A 17916-nucleotide genomic window follows, 5' to 3' on the forward strand; every position below is an offset into this window, starting at 1 on the left:
TGGCCGGGCAGCGTCAAAAACCCTTGCGACCAATTACCACGCTCCTTGACACGAACCGGCGGCCGCTACCGGTACTCGTCCACCACGGTGACCTCGCCGTCCGACACCTCGATGTCCACCAGCGCCGTCACGTCGTGGGGTGAGTCGGCCATCGCGCTCTCCGAGCCGACCTTCCGGATGACCACCACGACGTCCGCGATTTCCGCGCCGATGTCGTCGAGAGCCTCGGTGAGCGCGCGCAGCGTGCCGCCCGTCGACAGCAGGTCGTCGAGCACGAGCACGCGGTCGCCCGCCTCGACGTCGTTGACGTACATCTCACCCTCCGAGTAGCCCGTCTCCTGGTGGATTTCGACCTCGCCCGGGAGGCCGTACTCGCGCTTGCGCACGACGGTCACCGGGAGGTCCGTCTGCAGGCTCACGGCCGTGGAGATGTGGATGCCCATCGCCTCCGGGGTCACGATTTTGTCCACGCCTTCGAGGTCCGCCACCCGCGTGATGCCGACGACGACTTCCCGCAACAGCGCGGGGTCGAGCATCGGCACGCCGTTGCTAATCGGGAGGACGACGTACTCGTAGCCGCCCTCTTTCTCGATGACGGGTGCTCGCTGGAAGGACTCGCGTAACCGCTCCATACCCCGCGTTCGCCCGTCGAGCCAAAAGGATGCGGGGTTCGTGTATTTTCAGCAATTACGCTGATTTCACCACTAACGCTCTTTGCGGTGGAGACCCTACGTCCACCCGAGATGTCCATCGACCGCGAAACCTTCGAGAACGCGAGCGAGGACGAACTCGCGGGACTGTCCGTTCCCGAGCGCGTCCTCGGCTTCCTCGCGAGCCACGACGGCCACGCGTTTGAAGCGAGCGAGATTGCCGCTCGCCTCGAACTCGACGACGGAGCGGTCAGTACCGCCCTCACGCGGCTCAAGGACCGCGACCTCGTCGAACACAAGGCGACCTACTGGGCGGTCACCGACGACGAGCAGCGACTCGCGGCGTACGACGGCTACGAGCGCGCGACCTCGCTGTTCAACGAGCAACTCGGCGAGGAGAACGCGGACGCTTGGCGCGAGCAGTCGCCCGAGGGAGCGCACCCGAGCGTCGACGACGAACAGTGAGCGACGAGGAACCGACGCCGACTTTCGAACCGGGCGACGTCGTCTACGGCGCCGACCCGTTCGACGGTGACAAGCAGGCGCGCCCGTGGCTCGTCCTCTCGAATCACGAGGACCGACCGTTCCACGGCGAACAGTACATCGCAGTCACGCTGACGACGAAGTCGTGGCTGGACGGGCTCCTCGAAATCCCGGACGACGACTGGATACGTGGTGGAACGCCCGAACAGAGCCGCATCGTCCCGTGGGGCGTCCAATCGCTCAGTTCCGACGACATCGCGTTCTGGCAAGGACGGCTGACGCAACGCCTCGTCGACGACGCCGTCGCGTCACTGGTCGACGAACTCCGCCAGTAGCTACCGGGCTGTCGATTCGCCGCTCAGACCGACACGTCCGAGAAGTCGAAGAACGCCGTCTCGTAGCCCTCGTGGCGCGAAATCTGCGGGGGCGTCTCCACGCTCACGGTCGCGTTCTCGATTTCCTCGCCCGCGGAGACGACCGCGCCGTAGTGGTAGCCGAGGTCTGCGTCGAGCGTCGGCACGAGGTCGCCGTCGAAGACGCGCTCGCCGCCCGCGTCGGCGGTCGCGGACAGCGACGCGCTCGGGAGCGCGAACCGGTTGTGCGGCGTGCGCAGCGACGCCGCCACGTACGTCTCGTCGTCGCCGGCCGCGAGGTCGCCGAACTCGCTCGTGGTTCCGACGACCAGCTTCGCGCCGCCCGTCTCGCCGCTCCCGAGGGCCTGAATCGGGAACGAGTCATCCGGAGGCACCTGCGAGAGCGTCGCGCTCTCCATGTCCATCGGGTCGACGGCGCCTTCCGTGCCCTCGCGGTCGGCGGGGATGTCCTCGAACGGGAGGTCGTCGAGCGCGCTGCGGTCGAACGTGAACGAGAAGTCGAACTCCACGGGGTCCGTGGCGACCGACTCGCCGCTCGACCGGCGCGTGGTCGGCGGGACGACGCGCACGGTCACGTCGTAGTTTCCCTCCGGGCCGAGCGCGACGTTGTCGCCGTGGTGGACGCCCATCTGCTGGGAGAGCATCTGCCACGGCGTCACCGACGACGTCTCGTCCTCCGGGCCGGTGTGCTCGATTTCGACGTTCGCTTCCGGTAGCACCGTTCCGGTTTCCGTGTCCCAGACGGCGACCATCAGGTGCACGTCGTCCTCGCCGCGGACGTTCACGCGGTCGGTGTCCGTCGTGCGCACCAGCCAGAAGCGGTGCGGGAACGTGTAGGTGAGCGCGCACGCGTACCGGCCGCTGGTCTGCATCCCCGCCATCTCCATCCCCTCGACGTGCGAGGGGACGTAGGCGGCCTCGGGGCGGTTCTCGGGGAGCGGCGGCTCGCGGGTCGCCCGCTCGGTTTCGAGGAAGCCCAGACAGCCCGCGGTCGCGCCGAGCCCGGTAGCGCCCGCGGCCGCGAGGAACGCGCGCCGGCTCGGCTTACGCATCGCCGCCCTCCGGGGTGGGGAGCGCGCGCTTCGACCGCGGCGGCAGCAGGTAGTTGCCGCGGTGGGTGACCGAGAGGTACTGGCGGATGCCGTTGTTCTGCGTGCGCCCGACCGGCGTCTCGCCGCTGACGTCGGTGGCGTTCATCGCCTCGCGGGTGCGCTCGAAGTCCGCGATTTCGCGCTGGAGCGCGAGGAAGTGCACGCCCGCGCGCCCGCCGTCCGTCGAGTCGAAGTCCCGCCGGAGGATGACCGGGCGGCCGTCCTCGCGGACGCGCTGGAGCTTCTGGCCGTGGCCGACGACGCCGCGCTCGCTACCCGTCTCCACGGGGTCGCCACAGCCGCCGAGCTGGGGGCTGTCGCCGAGGTTCTCGCCCGTTCCCTCGACCGCGCCGCTGTCGGCGTGCGCGGGACAGAACATCTGCGCGACGCGGGACTCCCTGTCGTCCTGCTCGTACCACTGCGTGAGGTTCAGGTCGATGTGGGAGACGTGCTGGGTGGTGCCGCCCGCGAACGGCCCCGACTGGATGGTGACGCGGTCCTCGGTCGCCTGACTCTTCTCGAAGTCCGACTTGAAACCCATGTACAGCGGCGCGTCCTCGGGCACGGGCTCGGAGTCGGGGACGCCGCCGGTGTCCTGATTCTCCGCCGGCAGCCCCTCGCCGACGAACCCGGAGCGCCGGTCTGCGACCGTGAACGCCTCGGTGAGCGCGGCCTTGACTTCGACGCCGTTGGCGGTCTCGCGGTTGCCGCGCATCGCTTCCTCGGCTTCGAGGACGGCGCTGGCGTGGTCGCTGGCGAGGTGGAGGAGCGCGTCGGGGTCGTCCAGCGCGGGGTCTTCGAGGTCCGAGAGCGGCCGCGGCTCCGGGAGGTCCACGGCGTCGGGGAGTTCGGCGTCGAAGCGTCGAAAGTACGCCGGCGAGTAGCCGAGTGTGAACAGCAGGCCGTCGTTCGACCGCTCGTAGGCGCGTTCGAGCGCGCGGAGCGCGGTTTCGACGGTCTCGCGGGCCTCGTCGGTGGGTTCGCCGTCGAGGTCGAGGTGGACGAGCGCGTGGTGGCGCGGCGGCAGCGCGTTCCCCGCGTCGTCCCGCGAGAGGGCGTCGTTCCACGCGTGCTGGCGCTCGGGCAGCGACGCGGGGTCGTCCACGCCGGCCGGAATGTCGGCGTCCTCGCGGTCCACGCAGGCGGCGAGCGCGCTCGCGCCGCCGATGGCGACCGCGGACTTGAGGAACGCGCGGCGGCTCACGCCGCGGGAGTCCGGGAGCATACGCGAGGGCTAGGCCTTCACGCGAAAAGCCGTTCTGGTGCGGGCGTCGAATTCGACGCGCGGACCAGAACCCGCAAGCCACTGCGCGCGAATCGGAGCGTATGCATCCGCTCCGCGCCACGGGCCGCGCCGGCGCCCTCCTCGCCCCCGTCGCCGCGCTCGCGAGCCCGGCCGCCGCCCACTCCGGCACCACGCACGCCGGCACCCCGCACTGGCTGTTGTTCGCGCTCGCGTTCCTCGGTATCGGGGTCGCCGTCGTCGCGATGGCCGCGTACCGCCGCGGCCGCATCGCCGGCACGACGGGGGCCGCCGCGGGCCTCGTCGCCGCGCTCGCCGGCGGGTTCGGGCTCGTCGGCCTCGTCGAACTGCAGGTCGTCGCCGACACCGGCCCCCAGATTCGCTCCATCTACCCGACGCTGAGTCTCGTCGTCGGCGCCGCGATGGCGGTCGGCAGCCTCGCCGTCGGCCGCCTGCGGTGGCCCGAGCGCCCGCGCTACGTCGCGCTCGGCGTGCTGCTGGCGGCGTGGGTCGTCTACCCCGTCGTGATGCCGAACGGCGGCACCTACCACGCCCTCGGCTACGCGCTCGTCGCGACCGTCGTGTTCGCGGTGGGCTACGTCCTCTACAGCGACGCGTGGGGCGTCGTCCAGAGCCTGCGCCGCGACCGCCGGCCGCTCGGTGCGGGCCTCGCCGCGGGCGCGCTGTTCGTCGGCTTCTTCGCGTTCTCCGCGGGGACGCTCACACTCAACCCCGACGCCGGCATCGGCGCGCCCACGGAGTCACTGGTGGTGTTCCTCCCGGTCGCCGACCCGCTCGTGGCGTGGCCGGCCGTCGAGTTCGTCTTCCCGTCGGTCCCGATGGCGGGGTTCGTCTCCGTCGGGACCGTCGTGCTGATGGGACTGCTCGGGAGCCTCGTCGCCGTCAACGTCGGCGTGCTCGTCCAGCAGGCGCGCGCCGACAGCGCCGCGGACGGCGGCACGTCCGCGCTCGGGATGGTCGCCACGACCGGCGCGACCGCGTGCTGTTGCTGCGCGCCCGCGTTCTACGGCATGCTGTCGGTGCTGTTCGGCGCCGCCGCCACCCCCGCGTACTGGGCGTTCCTCGACCCGACCTCGCCCGTCGGCGGCGTGTTCTTCGCGGCGAGCGTGGTGCTGTTGCTCGGGAGTATTATTCGCGCGACGGGCGGCGGCCGGTCGGTCGCCTAGTCGAGGAAGTCGTCGAGCAGGCGCTCGAAGCGGTCCACGAACCGGTCGGCCACCGAGGGGTCCACGTCGGCGAGCAGCCGGACGGTCGCTTCGGGCCGCACGAGGGCCAGCGTGACGCGGTTGTGCGCGTCGCGGCGCTTCTCCACGACGTCGCGGGCGGTGAGCGCGTCGAGGTGGTGTTCGAGCGTCGAGCGCGCGACGCCGACGCCCTCGGCGACCGCGGCCGGCCGCGAGGGCCCCGCGTCGAGGAGGTACGAGAGCGCGTCCCGGGCGGTCTCGCGGCGCGCGAGCGCGACGACGCCGCGCTCCCAGTCGTCGTACTCGGGCGGGAAGTAGTGCGTGCGCCCGGAGACGCGTTCGACTGCGAGGTCGCCCGCGCTGACGAGGCGGTGGGCGTGGTGCTGGACCTGGCCGGGCGCGAGGTCCGTCGCTCGCACGACCGCGTTGAAGTGGACGCCGGGGTCCTCGTGGACGTGCGTGGCGATGCGGTCGCGTGCGTCGGTCACCGCCCGCCACCTCCAGCGGTCGTCGCGGCGACCGAGCGCGCGTACCAGACCGCGGCGATGACCAGCCCCGCCATCAGGACGTCGAGGCCGTGTTCGAGAACGTGGTGGACGTCGCCCGCGAGCAGGCCGCCGACGCTCGCGCCGGCGACGACCGAGCGCGCCAGCAGCGCGGCGAGCGCGAGTGCGACCAGCAGGTAGGGCCGGGAGCGCCGCCGCAGGAACGCCACCAGCGCCGCGGCCGTGAGCAGGGCTGACGCCACGCCGGCGGCGGCGAGCGCAAAAACGAGCGGGACGTCCAGTCCCGCGGTCTGCGCGTGGGCGACGGGGAGCACGCCCGACGGTTGGGCGGCGGCGAGTGTAGGTCGTTCGGTTCCGCGAGCCGGGCCGTGCGCTCGCCTACCGTGGTGGCGGACAACGCTTAACACCACGCGGCGCCACCTTCCGGTATGGACGATATTTTCGTCGGCCGACTGATGTCGGACAGCATCCACACCGTCACCCCGGACACGCTCGTCGAGGACGCCGCCGACGTGATGCGCGACAACAGCATCGGCTCGGTCGTCGTCGTCGACGAGAACGGCCACCTCGAAGGCATCCTGACGAACACCGACTTCGTCACCATCGTCGCCAAGAGCAAGCCGAAGGCCCAGACCACCGTCGAGCGCTACATGACCACGGACGTCGTCACCACGACCGCACAGGAGTCCATCCGCGACGTCGCGGACGCGATGCTCGAACACGCCTTCCACCACATGCCCGTCGTGGACGACGACGACAACGTCATCGGGATGATTACCACGACCGACCTCGCCTCGTACATCTCCACCGTGCAGACGCCCAGCCCCGCCTGACGCGCCGACAGTTCTGCGACCCGGCGAGCCTCGCCGCGTGACCAACTACCACGCCCCCGGCGCGCGAACGCGTACTCGCATGGCAGATTCTCACAGTCACGACCACGAGCCGGGTCACCACCACGAACACGTCGATGCGACCGTCGAGGACCACGACGACTGGGCGCGGCGCCGCCGCAAGGGGATTCCCACCGACAAGCAGCTGCTGGTCGTCGCGTGCATGGACGAGCGCATCCCCGTCGAGGACGCGCTCGGCATCGAGCTCGGGGACGCCCAGATTTTCCGGAACGCCGGCGGGAAGGTCACGGACGACGTGATTCGCTCCGCGGCGCTGACCACCCAGTTCTTCGACACCGAGGAGATTATCGTCGTCAACCACACCGACTGCGGGATGATGAGCGCGCCCGACGACGCCGTCGTCGAGGGGCTGGAGGAAGCCGCCGGCGGCGACCTCGACGACGTGGACCTCGACCCCGCGCTCTCCGAACTGTCGATTGGCGACGCCTCCGTCGCCGACTGGGTGCGCATGACCGACGACATCGACGAGGCCTGCGCCGCGCAAGTCCGGTACCTCGACGAACACCCGCTCGTGGACGCGACCGTCCACGGCTACGTCTACGAGGTCGAGAGCGGGACGCTTCGCTACCCCGGCGGGCGCGTCGCCGAGGACATCAGCACGCGCGTCGAGGACTGACGCTCACTCGGTGGCGAGCAGCCAGCCCGCGAGAACGGCGGCGGCCGCGAGCGCCGCGAACAGCACGCCGAACGCCGCGCGGAAGCCCGCGCGCTCGGAGGCGAACCCGACGACGGCGGGGGCGACCGCGCCCGCGCCCATCAGTATCGTCCGCGCGACGCCGAGCCCGCCGCCCGCCAGCGAGTCCGGCACCACGTCCACGAGGTAGACGCCGCGAACCGGCCGGAAGCCGTGGCTCCCGAGGCCGAACGCCACGACCGTCGCGCCGAGCGCGAGCGGCGAGCCCGCGACGAGCAAGCCAAACAGGCCCGCGGTCGCGAGCGCGAGCGTCGCGGCGACGACCGCGAGCGGGCTGAACCGGTCGCTGAGTTCGCCGGTCGTCAGCTGGACGAGGCTCACCGCGAACAGCGCGCTGTACAGCAGGCTCGCGGTCGCGCCGTCGAGGCCCGCGGCGTCGGCGAGATACAGCGGGAGGAACGCGACGACGCCGTTGTACGCGAACGAGAAGCCGACCGTGACCAGCAGGAACGCGCCGAAGCGCCGGTCGCCGAGCAGCGCGCGGTAGTCCGCGAGCGCCGCGGCGCCGTCGGTCGAATCCCCGGCCTCGGTTTCGTTTGTCGCGGCGACGTCGTCGGGGGTGCGAAGCCAGAACGCGGCCGCGAGCGCGAGTCCGGTGACGCCGCCGCCGAGGAAGAGTGCCCGCCACCCGGGGTCGGCCGCGACGGCGACGACGACCGCGGGCGCGACCACGCCGCCGAACGCCCCGAACGTGTCGTGGACGCCGAGCGCGCGCCCGCGCCGCGACGGGTACAGCGTCGCCAGCAGGTCCACCGCGACGGTCTTGTGGACGCCCGTCCCGACGCCGACGAGCACCATTCCCCCGACCAGCACCGCCAGCGGCCCCGGTATCGACAGGAGCAGCGCCGCGACGCCCGCGACTGTCACGCCCGCGGCGACCACGCGCGCTGCCCCCACGCGGTCCGCGACCACGCCCGCGGGGAACTGCAACAGCGCGTACACCAGCATCATCGCCGTGAACGCCGCACCCAGCACGCCGTTCGAGACGCCGTAGAGGTCGCGCAGCTGCGGGAACAGCGGCGGGAACGCGTACCGCAGGAACTTCGCGAGGAACCAGATGCCCGACGCCACCAACAGCACGTCGAAGCCGGCTCGCTCCCCGTCGGTCGTTCCGGGTGCGTGCATCGGTTCGTGCGGGACCACTCGGGTCGCTCGGAAATACGTCCCGGAGCGATTCCGGGCCGCGCTCCGTTAGTCAGAACCCCCAGCGCAGGCCGGCCATCGTCCCGAGGATGGCGACCATGAGCGCGAGCTCGACGAGGCTCAACATTCCGTACTTCTTGTTCAGCGCGGCGAGGCGCTCGTGGTCCGTGTCGTCGGCGGCGATTTCGTCGAACATCCCGGCCGTGAACGTGTGGAGCGGGCCGAAGCCGAGCGCGAGTAGTGCGGCGGCGAGCGCGAGCGCCGCCCACAGCGACGGCGTCGGCGACGCCCACAGCCCCATCATGCTCGCGAGCCCGATGCCGGACCCGACGACGCCGACGGACACCGGCTCCATGAGGAGGTTCATCCGCGGGACGAACCCCGCCGCGAACTCCGCGTTCGCCTCCTCGGAGAGGCTCCCCATGACCGGCCCCAGCACGACGGCGCCGAGCACCGCCGTTCCGAACCAGAACGCCCCGAGGAAGAGGTGGACGGTGAACATGACTCGGGCGTCCCCCGAGAGGTACCCGAGCACGGGCAAAATCAAGGGGACGACGACCGCGCCGGCCGCGAACGGCCGGCTGGCGGCGTCGACCATCGAACTGTAGCGTTCGCGCCTGTTCGCGGGTCGCTGTGCGTCCGTCAGTGACATCTATCGAGCCCCCTCACAACGAATGGTAGCTGAACTGACGCTCGGATAAGTGATGGGGCTAGAACAACTGTTGGCGGGGCCGCGAGCGTCAGTAGAGCCGTTCGGTCGCTATCTCCGCGCCCGTCGCGAGCGCGTCGAGTTTCTTCCACGCGATTTCGGGGTGGACCATGCCGAGGCCGGCCTGCGTGCCGAACCCGCAGTCCGGCGCGGCGACCAGCGGCGTCGAGTCGTCGACGGCGTCCGCGACGCGTTCGAGGCGGTCCGCGATGGTCTCGGGGTGGTCGACGACGTTCGTCTTCACGTCCACGACGCCCGGAATCAGCTCCCAGCCGTCCGGCACGGGGTGTTCGGCGAACGCGCGGTACTCGTGCTGGTGGCGGGGGTTGGCCTGCTCGACGCTGAGGCCCGTGATGTCGGCCTCGTAGATTGCCGGCAGCAGCTCCGCCAGCCCCGTGTCGAGGTGGTGGGGTCCCTCGTAGCTCCCCCAGCAGGTGTGGAGCCGGACCTGGTCGGCGGGGACGTTCGACAGCGCCTCGTTGAGCGCCTCCACGTGGAGGCGGGTGGTCGCCTCGATTTCGTCGAGGGAGGCGTCCGCGTACTCGCCCGTGTGGCCGACCGTGAGCAGTTCCGGCGCGTCGATCTGGAGGGTCGTCCCGGTGTCGGCGACGAGCTCGTACTCCTCGGCCATCGCGTCCGCGACGGCGAACAGGTACTCCTCGTAGTCGCCGTAGTAGTCGTCGACGTGCGTCGCGGTGACGACGCTGGGCGACGCCGACGTGACGAACGTGTCCTCGAAGTCCGCATCGACGTCGTCGAGGGCCGCTTGGAAGCCGTCGAGTTCGGCCTTCGCGTCCTCGTGGCCGGTGTACTCGACGGGGCCGGTGACGACCGGCTGCATCGAGAGGTCGATGACGTCCGTCTCGAACGTCTCGGCGGCGTAGTCGGGGAACTCCTGGAGGTCCGCCCAGAGTTCCTGCTCGCGCTCGCCGTCGATGCCGCTGAGGCGGTCCGCGACGTACCAGTTGAACGAGACGCGGGACTGCTCGCCGTTGTTCGCGACGTCGAGGCCGACCTCGGCCTGCCGCTCGACGACGTCGCGCGTGGCGTCCGCGACGGTCGCGTCCCACTCGTCGGGGTCGACTGTCTCGCCGTCCTGGCGCCGTTCGAGGAGGTCAAGCAGTGCCGGCGGTCGGGGGAGGCTACCGATGTGCGTCGTGAGAATCCGATCGTTCGCCGTCATTAGATACTCACGCGAGTAATACGCACTCGAATAAATATAACCAACGGTATTCGAACTCGCCGCCGTCGGGTCCCGGCTCCGGTCTCCGTGTCGGCGATGAGAGTTCGGTCGGACCCGCCGAAACACAGCTATTATTGGCGTACGGCCGCCCCCTTCGAGTGTACCTAATGGGTTTACGTACCGCGGTTCGGCGGGAAGTGACGGCGCTGTGGGGCGGCGGGAAGGGTGTCTCCCTCGTCGCCGTCGCCACCGGCTGGGGCCTGCTGAACGGCGGGCGGATGGTCTACCCCGTCATCATCCCCTACCTCCAGACCGACTACGGGCTCTCCCTCACGGTGTCGGGCCTGCTCGTGACCGTGCTGTGGTTCTTCGCGGCAATCGGCCAGCTCCCCGGGGGGATGCTCGCCGACCGGTACGACGAGCGCGCGCTCATGGCCACCAGCACCGTGGTCGTCGCCGCCGCGCTCGGCCTCGTGGTCACCTCGTCGTCGCCGCTCGTCCTGTTCGCGGCGACCGCCGCGTGGGGGCTCGGCCACTCGCTGTACCCCATCGCCCGAATCACGATTCTCTCGAAGCTCTACACGCAGCGCCTCGGCAGCGCGCTCGGCGTCACGATGGCGACCGGCGACATCGGACAGACGGTCCTCCCGCCGGTCGCCGCCGCGCTCGCCGCCGCCGTCGCGTGGCAGGCCGGCCTCGGCTTCGTCGCGCCGCTGCTCGTCGTCGCCGGCGTTCTCGTCTACGCCACCACGCCCGACGACGCCGACGAGGACGGAGACGCCGCCACGGACGACGACGAGAGCACGCAGTCCCTGCGGGACGCCGTCGACGTCCTCGCGGAACTCCGCACCCCCGAAATCGGGTTCATGACGGTCATCCTCTTCCTCTACATGTTCATCTGGCAGTCGTTCACCGCGTTCTACCCGACCTACCTCACGTCGGTGAAATCACTGTCCACCCAGCAGGCGAGCGTGCTGTTCGGGTTCTTCTTCGCGGTCGGCGTGCTCGTCAAGCCGGTGGCCGGCGCCGCCTACGACCGCATCGGGATGCGCCGCTCGCTCATCGGGATTCTGCTCCCGGCCGCCGCGGGCTTCCTCCTGCTGCCCGTCGTCTCCGGCGTCTGGGCGCTCGTCGGCGTCACCGCGCTCGTCAGCACGATGCTCGGCACCGGCGCCGTCACGCAGTCGTTCCTCGCGGAAGCGTTCTCCGAGGCGACGCAGGGCACCGGCCTCGGCGTCATCCGCACGCTCACCGCGTCGCTGGCCGCCGCCGGCCCCGTCGTCTTCGGCGTCGTCGGCGACCACGGCTACTTCGACGAAGGCTACGTCTTCCTCGCGGTCGTGATGGCCGTCGTCATCGCGCTCACGTACCGGATGCCCGAATCGACGTGAGTGCAGTCGCGCGTCATTCGTTATATTCGAGAATTCAGGTAGTACACGTCGTCACTGTTAGTCACGGATTTGTGTACTGGACTCGTTTACACGAGCTCGCTTGACCCACGTACTTCGGGTCACTCACCGGGTGATTTCAGACTAATTTAGCGCGTATCAGGGGAAACGCGGTCGCGGCCGGCTGCGGTAGCGGGGGGTGTCAAAATATGCACACGAGCTTCGCGGTCTCGTCTGCAAATCCGGGAAAGCGATCCTCTCGGCCCGCAACCCTGTGGGGACCGAAGAGGAGAACCAAGTTCAGGTCAAGAATTATCAGTTTTCGCGATGCAACAGACAAGGTAGATATGCCCGAATTCTTCGGTAAGACCTTCGATAACCTGCCGCAGAGCCTCAACAAGGACCTACGTGATTTAGAACAAGAGGGGTGTATGTATGCGCAATTCTGGAACGATGATTTAGAGAAGTTCGCGTTCTGCCGGATACAGTTTAAACCAAGTGAGATAGTTAAGTATGTTGATTCACTGAAGGGTTACGACGAATTCCTCGAATATGTTAGTAAGGGATATGACAAATATGAGGCAGTTGAGATGGTTTCAGATGACCGAGTAAAGCGAACTGCCAAAGATTACGCACAGTGGGTTCAGGATAATGGACATCCCCAAGACCCATACTGCCCTGCTGCATTCTATCTCGACCATCTGGAATCATTAGTCTGTGGCACTATGGAAGACCGATATGAATTCATTCAGGAGACATATAGCGGCGACCGGCACTGTCTAGTTGAGTTAGTTTGAGAAGTGAGCAGGTCGTTGAGTAACTTGTTCAGAGATGCTCGCAGACCTGCTCAGTGAGAGCTATGCGGCGGATTTAGAAGAATCTTGGGAGAATGAGCGGACGGCGACGCCCGTTAGGGCGTTCGCCGTCCGCCTCCACCAGACCGGTTGTTCGCTCCGCGAGACAACAACGATCTTAGCGGAATTAGGCGTTGAACGCTCGCATGGAGCGGTTTGGAACTGGGTACATCGGCTAGCTGACAGCGACTGCGACCCGCCTGAGGCGCAGCCGAAGCGGGTCGCCGTTGACGAGACTGCTGTCAAGATTAACGGTGAGTGGTCTTGGTTGTATGCTGCAATAGACATCGACACAAAATTGATCCTGGATGTCGCGTTATTTGGGCGGCATGGCACTGATCCAGCGGCTGCATTTCTGCAGAAACTCCAAGAGAAATATGATCTCTCGGAGGCTGAGTTTCTCGTCGATCAATTCGGTTATCGGACTGCCCTTGCTCGATTAGGATTGAGCGGTCGGGTCAACTATACCGACCGAAACCTCATCGAAAAGTGGTTTCACACGCTCAAAATGCGGGTCGACCGCTTCCATAACTCGTGGGTGGGCAGTCGGTCAAGCGTCCGAGAGTGGCTTGAACAGTTCATGCATTACTACAACTGCCACAGACCGCATCAAGGTCTTGATGGCAGAACGCCGATCGAGGAGGTCCAGAACTAGACAGTGCCCGGCGACCGAAGATTTCTGCTTGAAGAGATATTTGAAGGACTAGAGAGTTCGGTTTCAATTCTACAAGACCGACGGAGTCAGCGACCGGACTTCGAAATTGATTGCGAAACCGACGTTCAAGACCTTCTATATGCAGTTATGAAACCAATCTTTCCGGACGCAAGACCGGAAGAATATACGCCGAAGAACGCGACAGATTCTAAAAGAATTGACTTTGTAATCCCCGATATCTCCACAGTTATTGAAGTAAAATATGTTCGCGATAGCAGCCATGCAAACAGTCTTGCTGATGAGTTGAAAATTGATATTGAGAGCTACCACACCCATGAGAACTGCCAGAGGATGTATTGTATCGTCTGGGATGGTAACTCCGAAATTGATGATGTCGAAAACTTTGAGAATGACCTAACAGGACCGCGGAGTTTTGACGGCGATGAGGTGCAAGTGGAGACGAAAGTACTGCCATAATCCCTCAGTACGCGAAACCTAATTGAAGCATCTCGGCTTCGGCTACAAGTACGATTCCGGAGAGCTGTGTGGTGGGTTTTGGATTGGTGGCCTTAGACACACCCCTAACGGAGAACCGAACGGCCACGTGAGGTTCTCCGCGTGGGTGCATCGGCGCGATCGTGCTGACGACACTCTACCGAATCAACACACGCGTAGCTCCGTGACAAAAACACACGTGGACTCGTCGGGACTGAGCGAAACCGAAGGTTTCGCGAGGTACGACGAGGCCACGACTGAGGGAGCGAAGCGACCGAAGGAAGTGGACTCGTCGGGATTTGAACCCGAGGCCTTCCCCGTGCCAGGGGGATGATCTACCACTGATCTACGAGCCCTCGAACGCATTCCAACGTTTTCCGCGGTCGTTGATAAACCCCGCGAATTCGTCCGGCGGCGCCGCGGGGAGATGGAAACCCTTTACGTGCCCGAGGGCGTTCTCGCCTGTAGGGAACCACACGGCCGTAGATCCGACAGCGCCGCGCTGGCTCGGACGCGATTTGCGTCCGCTGGCGCGGCTTGGGACTGCGGTAGTGTTCCGGCACCAGTCGGTGCCGCCAGCGTTTCGTGTAGTTCCAATCCGAACAATGGCACGAATGCACACGCGCCGCCGCGGGTCGTCCGGCTCGGACCGCCCGGCGGCAGACGAACCACCGGAGTGGAGCGACGTAGACGAAGACGCAATCGAGGACCGCGTGGTGGAGCTCGCCGAGCAGGGGCACGACCCCTCGCAGATCGGCCTGAAGCTCCGCGACGAGGGCGTGCAGGGCACGCCGATTCCGGACGTGAAGCTTGCGACCGGGAAGAAGGTCACCGAGATTCTCGAGGAGAACGACGCCGAACCGGACCTCCCCGAGGACTTCCGGAACCTGCTGGAGCAGGCCGTTCGCCTGCGCGAGCACGTTCAGGAGAACGGGCAGGACCACCAGAACAAGCGCGCGCTCCAGAACACAGAGTCCAAGATTCGTCGCCTCGCGGACTACTACCGCGGCGACGAGCTCGACGAGGACTTCAAGTACTCCTACGAGAACGCGGTCGAACTGCTCGAATAGATGGCGACGACGGGACGCACCACAGCTGCGACCGAGCCCGACGCCGAGTCGGTGCTGGCCGACGCGGAGTTCGTCCGCGTGGCGGCGGCGCCGACCGGCGGGAGCATCGCGGCCGCCGCGATGCTCGCCGGGGCGTGCGGCGAGCACGACGTACCGTATCAGGTCCGCGTGACTCGCACCGCGCCGTCGGCGCCGGACGCGGCAGAGACGTCCCTCGTGGCCGTCGGCGTCGAGTCGCCGGCCGCCGACGCGTCGTTCGTCGAGGACGCGCCGAACGCGGCCTTCGACGCGGCCCGAGCGGTCGGCGCGGACCCCGACCCAGTGGTGGCGTTCGCGGGCGCGCTCGCTGACGGCGTGGAGCCGTCCAGCGACGTCCGGGAGGCCGCCGGACTGACGCGGCGTCCAGGCGTCGGGATTCCGACTGCGGACCTCGCGGCTGGTCTCGCGCACTCGACGCGCGTTCACGCGTCGTTCTCGGGGGACGAGCAGGCGGCGGGCGCGACGCTCGCCGAACTCGGCCTCCCGCCGGAGCTGGACGAGGCGGCACAGCGCCGCCTCGCCTCGGCAGTCGCGCTCGACGCGACCGGCGAGACGGCGCGCGCCGCAGACCGCGTCGCGGACGTCCTCCGCCCGCACGAGACGCCCGCCGGCCCCTTCGAGACCGTCGAGGGGTTCGCGGACGTGCTCGGCGCGCTGGCGTGGGACGCCCCCGGCTTGGGCGTCGCACTTGCGCAGGGAGCGGTCGACGAGCCGACCGCGCTGGACGCGTGGCGCGACCACGCGACCGACGCGCACGCGGCGGTCCGACGCGCTGACCCGTCGCGGTACAGCGCCGTCGAAGTCGTCGAGGCCGACGCCGCGCAGCCGACCGTCGCGCGACTCGTCCGGGACTACCGGGCGCGCGAGCGAGCGGTGCTCGTCGTCGGCGACGACACCGCCGCGCTCGCGACGACCGACGCGGACGCCCGCGACGTCCTCCCGAACGGCGTGGGGACGGCGACGCTGGCGGTCGCAGACGCCGAACCGAATCTCGTAGAGACCGTGCGGGGTGAACTGTGACGCGGCGCGCGACGATTACGACCGCGGTACCGGACCCGGGACTGGTCGCGGCCGCCGTCCGCCCCGACAACACCGCCGAGATGGACACGCGAGTCAGCGAGGACGCCGTCGTCACGCGCATCGAGCGCGAGGACACCGGCGGCCTCCAGTCGACCGTCGACGACTACGTCGTGAACGTCACGGTGGCACGCGAAGTCGCACAGCACGCAAACCGACACACGACAAACGAATCATGAGCGAACGTTCCGTATCCAAGCAGAACCAAGAGAAACGGTGGTACACCGTGCTCGCGCCGGAGGAGTTCGACCGGCAGGAGCTCGGCGAGACGCCCGCCGAAGAGCCAGAACAGGTCTACGACCGAACCATCGAGACGACGCTCGACGAGCTCGTCGACGGCGGCGAGAACAACGTCAAGCTCACCTTCCAGGTGGACGACGTCGGTAGCGACACCGCCTCGACTGAGTTCGTGAAGCACGAGCTCACGCGGGACTACAAGCGCAGTCTCGTGCGCCGCGGGTCGTCGAAGATTGGCGTGACCATCACGGTCCTCACGACGGACGACTACCGCGTGAAGATTCAGCCGGTCGCGTACACCACGAAGCAGGCCGACCAGAGCCAGCAGAAGGCAATCCGCCGCACGATGATCGACCTCGTCGAGGAAGCCGGCGAGGAGCGCACGTTCGAGGCGCTCATCGACTCCATCACGGAGGGCCGGCTCTCCTCGGCCATCTACGACGAAGCGAACACCATCTACCCGCTTCGCCGCGTGGAAGTCCAGAAGGCGACGCTGGAAGCGCCGCCCGAGGAAGTCCACGAGGAAGAGGAGACGTCCGTCGGCGTCGAAGACGAAGCCTAACCGCTTCCGAACGCGTCCAACACTTTTCGCGCACTCACCTCGACAGCGACGCCGCCGGCAGTCGCGTCACTCGGTGACGACGACCTTCCCGAGCATCCCCGCGCCCTCGTGGGGGATGCAGACGTAGTAGTGCTCGCCGGCCACCTCGAAGGTGTGCTCGTAGGTCTCGCTCGGGCGGACGATGCCGCCGCCGCCGATGCTGTTCTCCCACGCCTCGCGGGCGGCCTGCTCGCTGTCGAAGCCGCCGGACGCCCAGTACGCCGCGCCGTCGGGGATGCCGTCCCCGTAGGCGGTGACGGTGTGGTTCCGGGAGCCGGTGTTCGCCCAGACGACGGTGTCGCCGACCGTCACCTCGAACGTCGGCACGTCGTTCCCCTCGACGGCGGGCTCGGGGACGAACGCGTTCGACTGCATCCCGATGTCGTACTCGGAGCTGGACAGCGACGGGCCGATACAGCCGGCCAGCGCCGCTGCGACGCCAGCCCCTGCTGTGGCGAGGAACGCCCGGCGTTGCATACTCGACAGTCGGTCCGTCGGCCATTTATACGACGCGGTCGCGCCGACGCGACCCCGAACCGGTGACAGCCCGGCGACACGACGACGGCTGGGATGTAAACACGTAAGGACGCCTGCCGAGATGCGTCGAACATGCAACCCCGCTTCGTCGGCCGGTTGGGCGTCGCGGACGCCGTGACAGCGGCGAACGCGGCGCTCGGCTTCGTGGCCGTCGTGGCGGCGACCGTCGACGTGGCGCTGGCCGCGCGGCTGGTGTTGCTCGCGGCCATCGCGGACGGCCTCGACGGCGTGCTCGCGCGCAAGTACGGCGGGACGCCGGCCGGCGAACACCTCGACTCGCTGGCGGACGTGGCGTCGTTCAGCGTCGCGCCCGCGTTCCTCGTCGCGGTCGTCGCGCGGAACGCGTGGGGCTTCGAGAGCGCGTGGGGGGTCGTCGCGCTCGCGGCGTGCGCGCTGTTCGTCGCCGCTGGCGTCGTCCGGCTCGGCCTCTACACGGCCTACGACACGGGCAACGACCACACCGAGGGCGTGCCGACGACGCTCGCTGCGACCCTGCTGGCGGCGGGCGTGCTCGCCGGCGTCGGCCACCCGCGCATCGTCGTCGCCGCCCTCGCCGTCCTCACCCTGCTGATGGTGTCCCGAATCACGTACCCCGACCTCTACTCGCGGGACGCCCTCGCGATGGGCGCCGTGCAGGCCGCCGCCGTGCTCGCGCCCACGCTCGGCCCGCGGCTGTTCCCGCGCGCCCTGCTGGCGTGGGCGACCGCGTACCTCCTCCTCGCACCGCGATTCTACTGGCGGGGCGAAGGGAAACGCTCATAGGCGCGCTGG

At 68.2% G+C, this 17916-nt stretch carries 23 protein-coding genes and 1 tRNA gene; 14 read left to right on the forward strand and 10 right to left on the reverse strand.

Going from position 1 to position 17916, the window contains the following annotated elements:
• Positions 1-65: 65 nt before the first annotated feature.
• Positions 66-632 carry a hypoxanthine/guanine phosphoribosyltransferase gene (gene hpt, locus ABSL23_RS09095; RefSeq protein ID WP_353633488.1) on the reverse strand — a complete coding sequence of 189 codons (567 nt, stop codon included), beginning with the start codon at positions 630-632 and terminating at the stop codon, positions 66-68.
• A gap of 111 nt (positions 633-743) precedes the next feature.
• Between hpt and ABSL23_RS09100 the strand changes: the two genes are divergently transcribed.
• Together ABSL23_RS09100 and ABSL23_RS09105 are read left to right on the forward strand one after the other, a co-directional pair.
• Positions 744-1115, forward strand: a complete 372-nt coding sequence (locus ABSL23_RS09100; RefSeq protein ID WP_059056303.1) for a helix-turn-helix domain-containing protein — start codon at positions 744-746, stop codon at positions 1113-1115.
• Positions 1112-1468: a type II toxin-antitoxin system PemK/MazF family toxin gene (locus ABSL23_RS09105; protein WP_353633489.1), complete on the forward strand. Its 357-nt coding sequence runs from the start codon at positions 1112-1114 to the stop codon at positions 1466-1468. The genes ABSL23_RS09100 and ABSL23_RS09105 overlap by 4 nt, the downstream gene beginning before the upstream one ends.
• Before the next feature lie 23 nt (positions 1469-1491).
• On the opposite strand, the gene ABSL23_RS09110 is transcribed toward ABSL23_RS09105, so the two are convergent.
• Complete coding sequence (locus ABSL23_RS09110) at positions 1492-2559, reverse strand: iron transporter (protein WP_353633490.1); 1068 nt, start codon at positions 2557-2559, stop codon at positions 1492-1494.
• On the reverse strand, positions 2552-3823 hold the full coding sequence (locus tag ABSL23_RS09115) for a Tat pathway signal protein (RefSeq protein WP_353633491.1): 1272 nt from the start codon (positions 3821-3823) through the stop codon (positions 2552-2554). Before ABSL23_RS09115 ends, ABSL23_RS09110 begins: the two co-directional genes overlap by 8 nt.
• A gap of 101 nt (positions 3824-3924) precedes the next feature.
• Between ABSL23_RS09115 and ABSL23_RS09120 the strand changes: the two genes are divergently transcribed.
• A complete protein-coding gene (locus tag ABSL23_RS09120) occupies positions 3925-5028 on the forward strand; it encodes a hypothetical protein (protein ID WP_353633492.1) in 1104 nt (367 codons plus the stop codon).
• Here the strand turns inward: ABSL23_RS09120 and ABSL23_RS09125 are convergent.
• Positions 5025-5534 carry an ArsR family transcriptional regulator gene (locus ABSL23_RS09125; protein WP_353633493.1) on the reverse strand — a complete coding sequence of 170 codons (510 nt, stop codon included), beginning with the start codon at positions 5532-5534 and terminating at the stop codon, positions 5025-5027. The two genes, ABSL23_RS09120 and ABSL23_RS09125, sit on opposite strands and share 4 nt — an antisense overlap.
• Positions 5531-5866 (reverse strand): hypothetical protein, encoded by a 336-nt coding sequence (locus ABSL23_RS09130; RefSeq protein ID WP_059056309.1) that lies wholly within the window; start codon positions 5864-5866, stop codon positions 5531-5533. The genes ABSL23_RS09125 and ABSL23_RS09130 overlap by 4 nt, the downstream gene beginning before the upstream one ends.
• 114 nt (positions 5867-5980) lie before the next feature.
• Here ABSL23_RS09130 and ABSL23_RS09135 point away from each other — a divergent pair, with 114 nt between their 5' ends.
• A complete protein-coding gene (locus ABSL23_RS09135) occupies positions 5981-6385 on the forward strand; it encodes a CBS domain-containing protein (RefSeq protein ID WP_353633494.1) in 405 nt (134 codons plus the stop codon).
• A gap of 79 nt (positions 6386-6464) precedes the next feature.
• Positions 6465-7079 carry a carbonic anhydrase gene (locus tag ABSL23_RS09140; protein ID WP_353633495.1) on the forward strand — a complete coding sequence of 205 codons (615 nt, stop codon included), beginning with the start codon at positions 6465-6467 and terminating at the stop codon, positions 7077-7079.
• Positions 7080-7082: 3 nt separating this feature from the next.
• On the opposite strand, the gene ABSL23_RS09145 is transcribed toward ABSL23_RS09140, so the two are convergent.
• The 3 genes from ABSL23_RS09145 to ABSL23_RS09155 all read right to left on the reverse strand — a co-directional run bounded on the left by ABSL23_RS09145 (position 7083) and on the right by ABSL23_RS09155 (position 10192).
• Complete coding sequence (locus ABSL23_RS09145) at positions 7083-8282, reverse strand: MFS transporter (RefSeq protein ID WP_353633496.1); 1200 nt, start codon at positions 8280-8282, stop codon at positions 7083-7085.
• Between the two features lie 70 nt (positions 8283-8352).
• Positions 8353-8952, reverse strand: a complete 600-nt coding sequence (locus ABSL23_RS09150; RefSeq protein ID WP_353633497.1) for a hypothetical protein — start codon at positions 8950-8952, stop codon at positions 8353-8355.
• An 88-nt stretch (positions 8953-9040) separates the two neighbouring features.
• The gene (locus ABSL23_RS09155; protein ID WP_353633498.1) at positions 9041-10192 is read right to left on the reverse strand and encodes a cobalamin-independent methionine synthase II family protein; all 1152 of its coding nucleotides are present in this window, start codon (positions 10190-10192) and stop codon (positions 9041-9043) included.
• A 167-nt stretch (positions 10193-10359) separates the two neighbouring features.
• On the opposite strand from ABSL23_RS09155, the gene ABSL23_RS09160 reads away from it, so the two are divergent.
• From ABSL23_RS09160 to ABSL23_RS09175, 4 genes are all read left to right on the forward strand, one after another.
• Complete coding sequence (locus ABSL23_RS09160) at positions 10360-11583, forward strand: MFS transporter (RefSeq protein ID WP_353633499.1); 1224 nt, start codon at positions 10360-10362, stop codon at positions 11581-11583.
• A gap of 344 nt (positions 11584-11927) precedes the next feature.
• On the forward strand, positions 11928-12377 hold the full coding sequence (locus ABSL23_RS09165; protein ID WP_353633500.1) for a hypothetical protein: 450 nt from the start codon (positions 11928-11930) through the stop codon (positions 12375-12377).
• A 34-nt stretch (positions 12378-12411) separates the two neighbouring features.
• Positions 12412-13089 carry an IS6 family transposase gene (locus tag ABSL23_RS09170; protein WP_353633501.1) on the forward strand — a complete coding sequence of 226 codons (678 nt, stop codon included), beginning with the start codon at positions 12412-12414 and terminating at the stop codon, positions 13087-13089.
• Positions 13090-13092: 3 nt separating this feature from the next.
• Positions 13093-13566 (forward strand): hypothetical protein, encoded by a 474-nt coding sequence (locus ABSL23_RS09175; protein WP_353633502.1) that lies wholly within the window; start codon positions 13093-13095, stop codon positions 13564-13566.
• A 302-nt stretch (positions 13567-13868) separates the two neighbouring features.
• Here the strand turns inward: ABSL23_RS09175 and ABSL23_RS09180 are convergent.
• Positions 13869-13940: transfer RNA gene (locus tag ABSL23_RS09180), tRNA-Ala, on the reverse strand.
• Between the two features lie 258 nt (positions 13941-14198).
• On the opposite strand from ABSL23_RS09180, the gene ABSL23_RS09185 reads away from it, so the two are divergent.
• From ABSL23_RS09185 to ABSL23_RS09200, 4 genes are read left to right on the forward strand one after another with little or no spacing between them, the layout of a single operon-like run.
• A complete protein-coding gene (locus tag ABSL23_RS09185; protein ID WP_353633503.1) occupies positions 14199-14654 on the forward strand; it encodes a 30S ribosomal protein S15 in 456 nt (151 codons plus the stop codon).
• Positions 14655-15713 carry a hypothetical protein gene (locus ABSL23_RS09190; protein ID WP_353633504.1) on the forward strand — a complete coding sequence of 353 codons (1059 nt, stop codon included), beginning with the start codon at positions 14655-14657 and terminating at the stop codon, positions 15711-15713.
• Entirely contained in the window at positions 15710-15949 is a 240-nt protein-coding gene (locus ABSL23_RS09195) for a KEOPS complex subunit Pcc1 (RefSeq protein ID WP_353633505.1), read from the forward strand. The genes ABSL23_RS09190 and ABSL23_RS09195 overlap by 4 nt, the downstream gene beginning before the upstream one ends.
• Complete coding sequence (locus ABSL23_RS09200) at positions 15946-16569, forward strand: 30S ribosomal protein S3ae (protein WP_059056318.1); 624 nt, start codon at positions 15946-15948, stop codon at positions 16567-16569. Before ABSL23_RS09195 ends, ABSL23_RS09200 begins: the two co-directional genes overlap by 4 nt.
• A 66-nt stretch (positions 16570-16635) precedes the next feature.
• Here ABSL23_RS09200 and ABSL23_RS09205 read toward each other — a convergent pair whose 3' ends face one another.
• Positions 16636-17085, reverse strand: coding sequence for a plastocyanin/azurin family copper-binding protein (locus ABSL23_RS09205; protein WP_353633506.1), 450 nt, complete (start codon positions 17083-17085; stop codon positions 16636-16638).
• A gap of 132 nt (positions 17086-17217) precedes the next feature.
• Between ABSL23_RS09205 and ABSL23_RS09210 the strand changes: the two genes are divergently transcribed.
• Positions 17218-17907: a protein sorting system archaetidylserine synthase gene (locus ABSL23_RS09210; RefSeq protein WP_353633507.1), complete on the forward strand. Its 690-nt coding sequence runs from the start codon at positions 17218-17220 to the stop codon at positions 17905-17907.
• Positions 17908-17916 lie beyond the last annotated feature (9 nt).

The organism is Halobacterium sp. NMX12-1, assembly GCF_040435975.1.
GTDB lineage: Archaea > Halobacteriota > Halobacteria > Halobacteriales > Halobacteriaceae > Halobacterium > Halobacterium hubeiense.

What these genes read in the sequence shown, in the direction of transcription:
- hpt (WP_353633488.1), bottom strand. Translation starts at nt 632, where the DNA reads ATGGAGCGGTTACGCGAGTCCTTCCAGCGAGCACCCGTCATCGAGAAA.
- ABSL23_RS09100 (WP_059056303.1), top strand. Translation starts at nt 744, where the DNA reads ATGTCCATCGACCGCGAAACCTTCGAGAACGCGAGCGAGGACGAACTC.
- ABSL23_RS09110 (WP_353633490.1), bottom strand. Translation starts at nt 2,559, where the DNA reads ATGCGTAAGCCGAGCCGGCGCGCGTTCCTCGCGGCCGCGGGCGCTACC.
- ABSL23_RS09115 (WP_353633491.1), bottom strand. Translation starts at nt 3,823, where the DNA reads ATGCTCCCGGACTCCCGCGGCGTGAGCCGCCGCGCGTTCCTCAAGTCC.
- ABSL23_RS09120 (WP_353633492.1), top strand. Translation starts at nt 3,925, where the DNA reads ATGCATCCGCTCCGCGCCACGGGCCGCGCCGGCGCCCTCCTCGCCCCC.
- ABSL23_RS09135 (WP_353633494.1), top strand. Translation starts at nt 5,981, where the DNA reads ATGGACGATATTTTCGTCGGCCGACTGATGTCGGACAGCATCCACACC.
- ABSL23_RS09140 (WP_353633495.1), top strand. Translation starts at nt 6,465, where the DNA reads ATGGCAGATTCTCACAGTCACGACCACGAGCCGGGTCACCACCACGAA.
- ABSL23_RS09145 (WP_353633496.1), bottom strand. Translation starts at nt 8,282, where the DNA reads ATGCACGCACCCGGAACGACCGACGGGGAGCGAGCCGGCTTCGACGTG.
- ABSL23_RS09150 (WP_353633497.1), bottom strand. Translation starts at nt 8,952, where the DNA reads ATGTCACTGACGGACGCACAGCGACCCGCGAACAGGCGCGAACGCTAC.
- ABSL23_RS09155 (WP_353633498.1), bottom strand. Translation starts at nt 10,192, where the DNA reads ATGACGGCGAACGATCGGATTCTCACGACGCACATCGGTAGCCTCCCC.
- ABSL23_RS09160 (WP_353633499.1), top strand. Translation starts at nt 10,360, where the DNA reads ATGGGTTTACGTACCGCGGTTCGGCGGGAAGTGACGGCGCTGTGGGGC.
- ABSL23_RS09165 (WP_353633500.1), top strand. Translation starts at nt 11,928, where the DNA reads ATGCCCGAATTCTTCGGTAAGACCTTCGATAACCTGCCGCAGAGCCTC.
- ABSL23_RS09170 (WP_353633501.1), top strand. Translation starts at nt 12,412, where the DNA reads ATGCTCGCAGACCTGCTCAGTGAGAGCTATGCGGCGGATTTAGAAGAA.
- ABSL23_RS09185 (WP_353633503.1), top strand. Translation starts at nt 14,199, where the DNA reads ATGCACACGCGCCGCCGCGGGTCGTCCGGCTCGGACCGCCCGGCGGCA.
- ABSL23_RS09190 (WP_353633504.1), top strand. Translation starts at nt 14,655, where the DNA reads ATGGCGACGACGGGACGCACCACAGCTGCGACCGAGCCCGACGCCGAG.
- ABSL23_RS09200 (WP_059056318.1), top strand. Translation starts at nt 15,946, where the DNA reads ATGAGCGAACGTTCCGTATCCAAGCAGAACCAAGAGAAACGGTGGTAC.
- ABSL23_RS09205 (WP_353633506.1), bottom strand. Translation starts at nt 17,085, where the DNA reads ATGCAACGCCGGGCGTTCCTCGCCACAGCAGGGGCTGGCGTCGCAGCG.
- ABSL23_RS09210 (WP_353633507.1), top strand. Translation starts at nt 17,218, where the DNA reads ATGCAACCCCGCTTCGTCGGCCGGTTGGGCGTCGCGGACGCCGTGACA.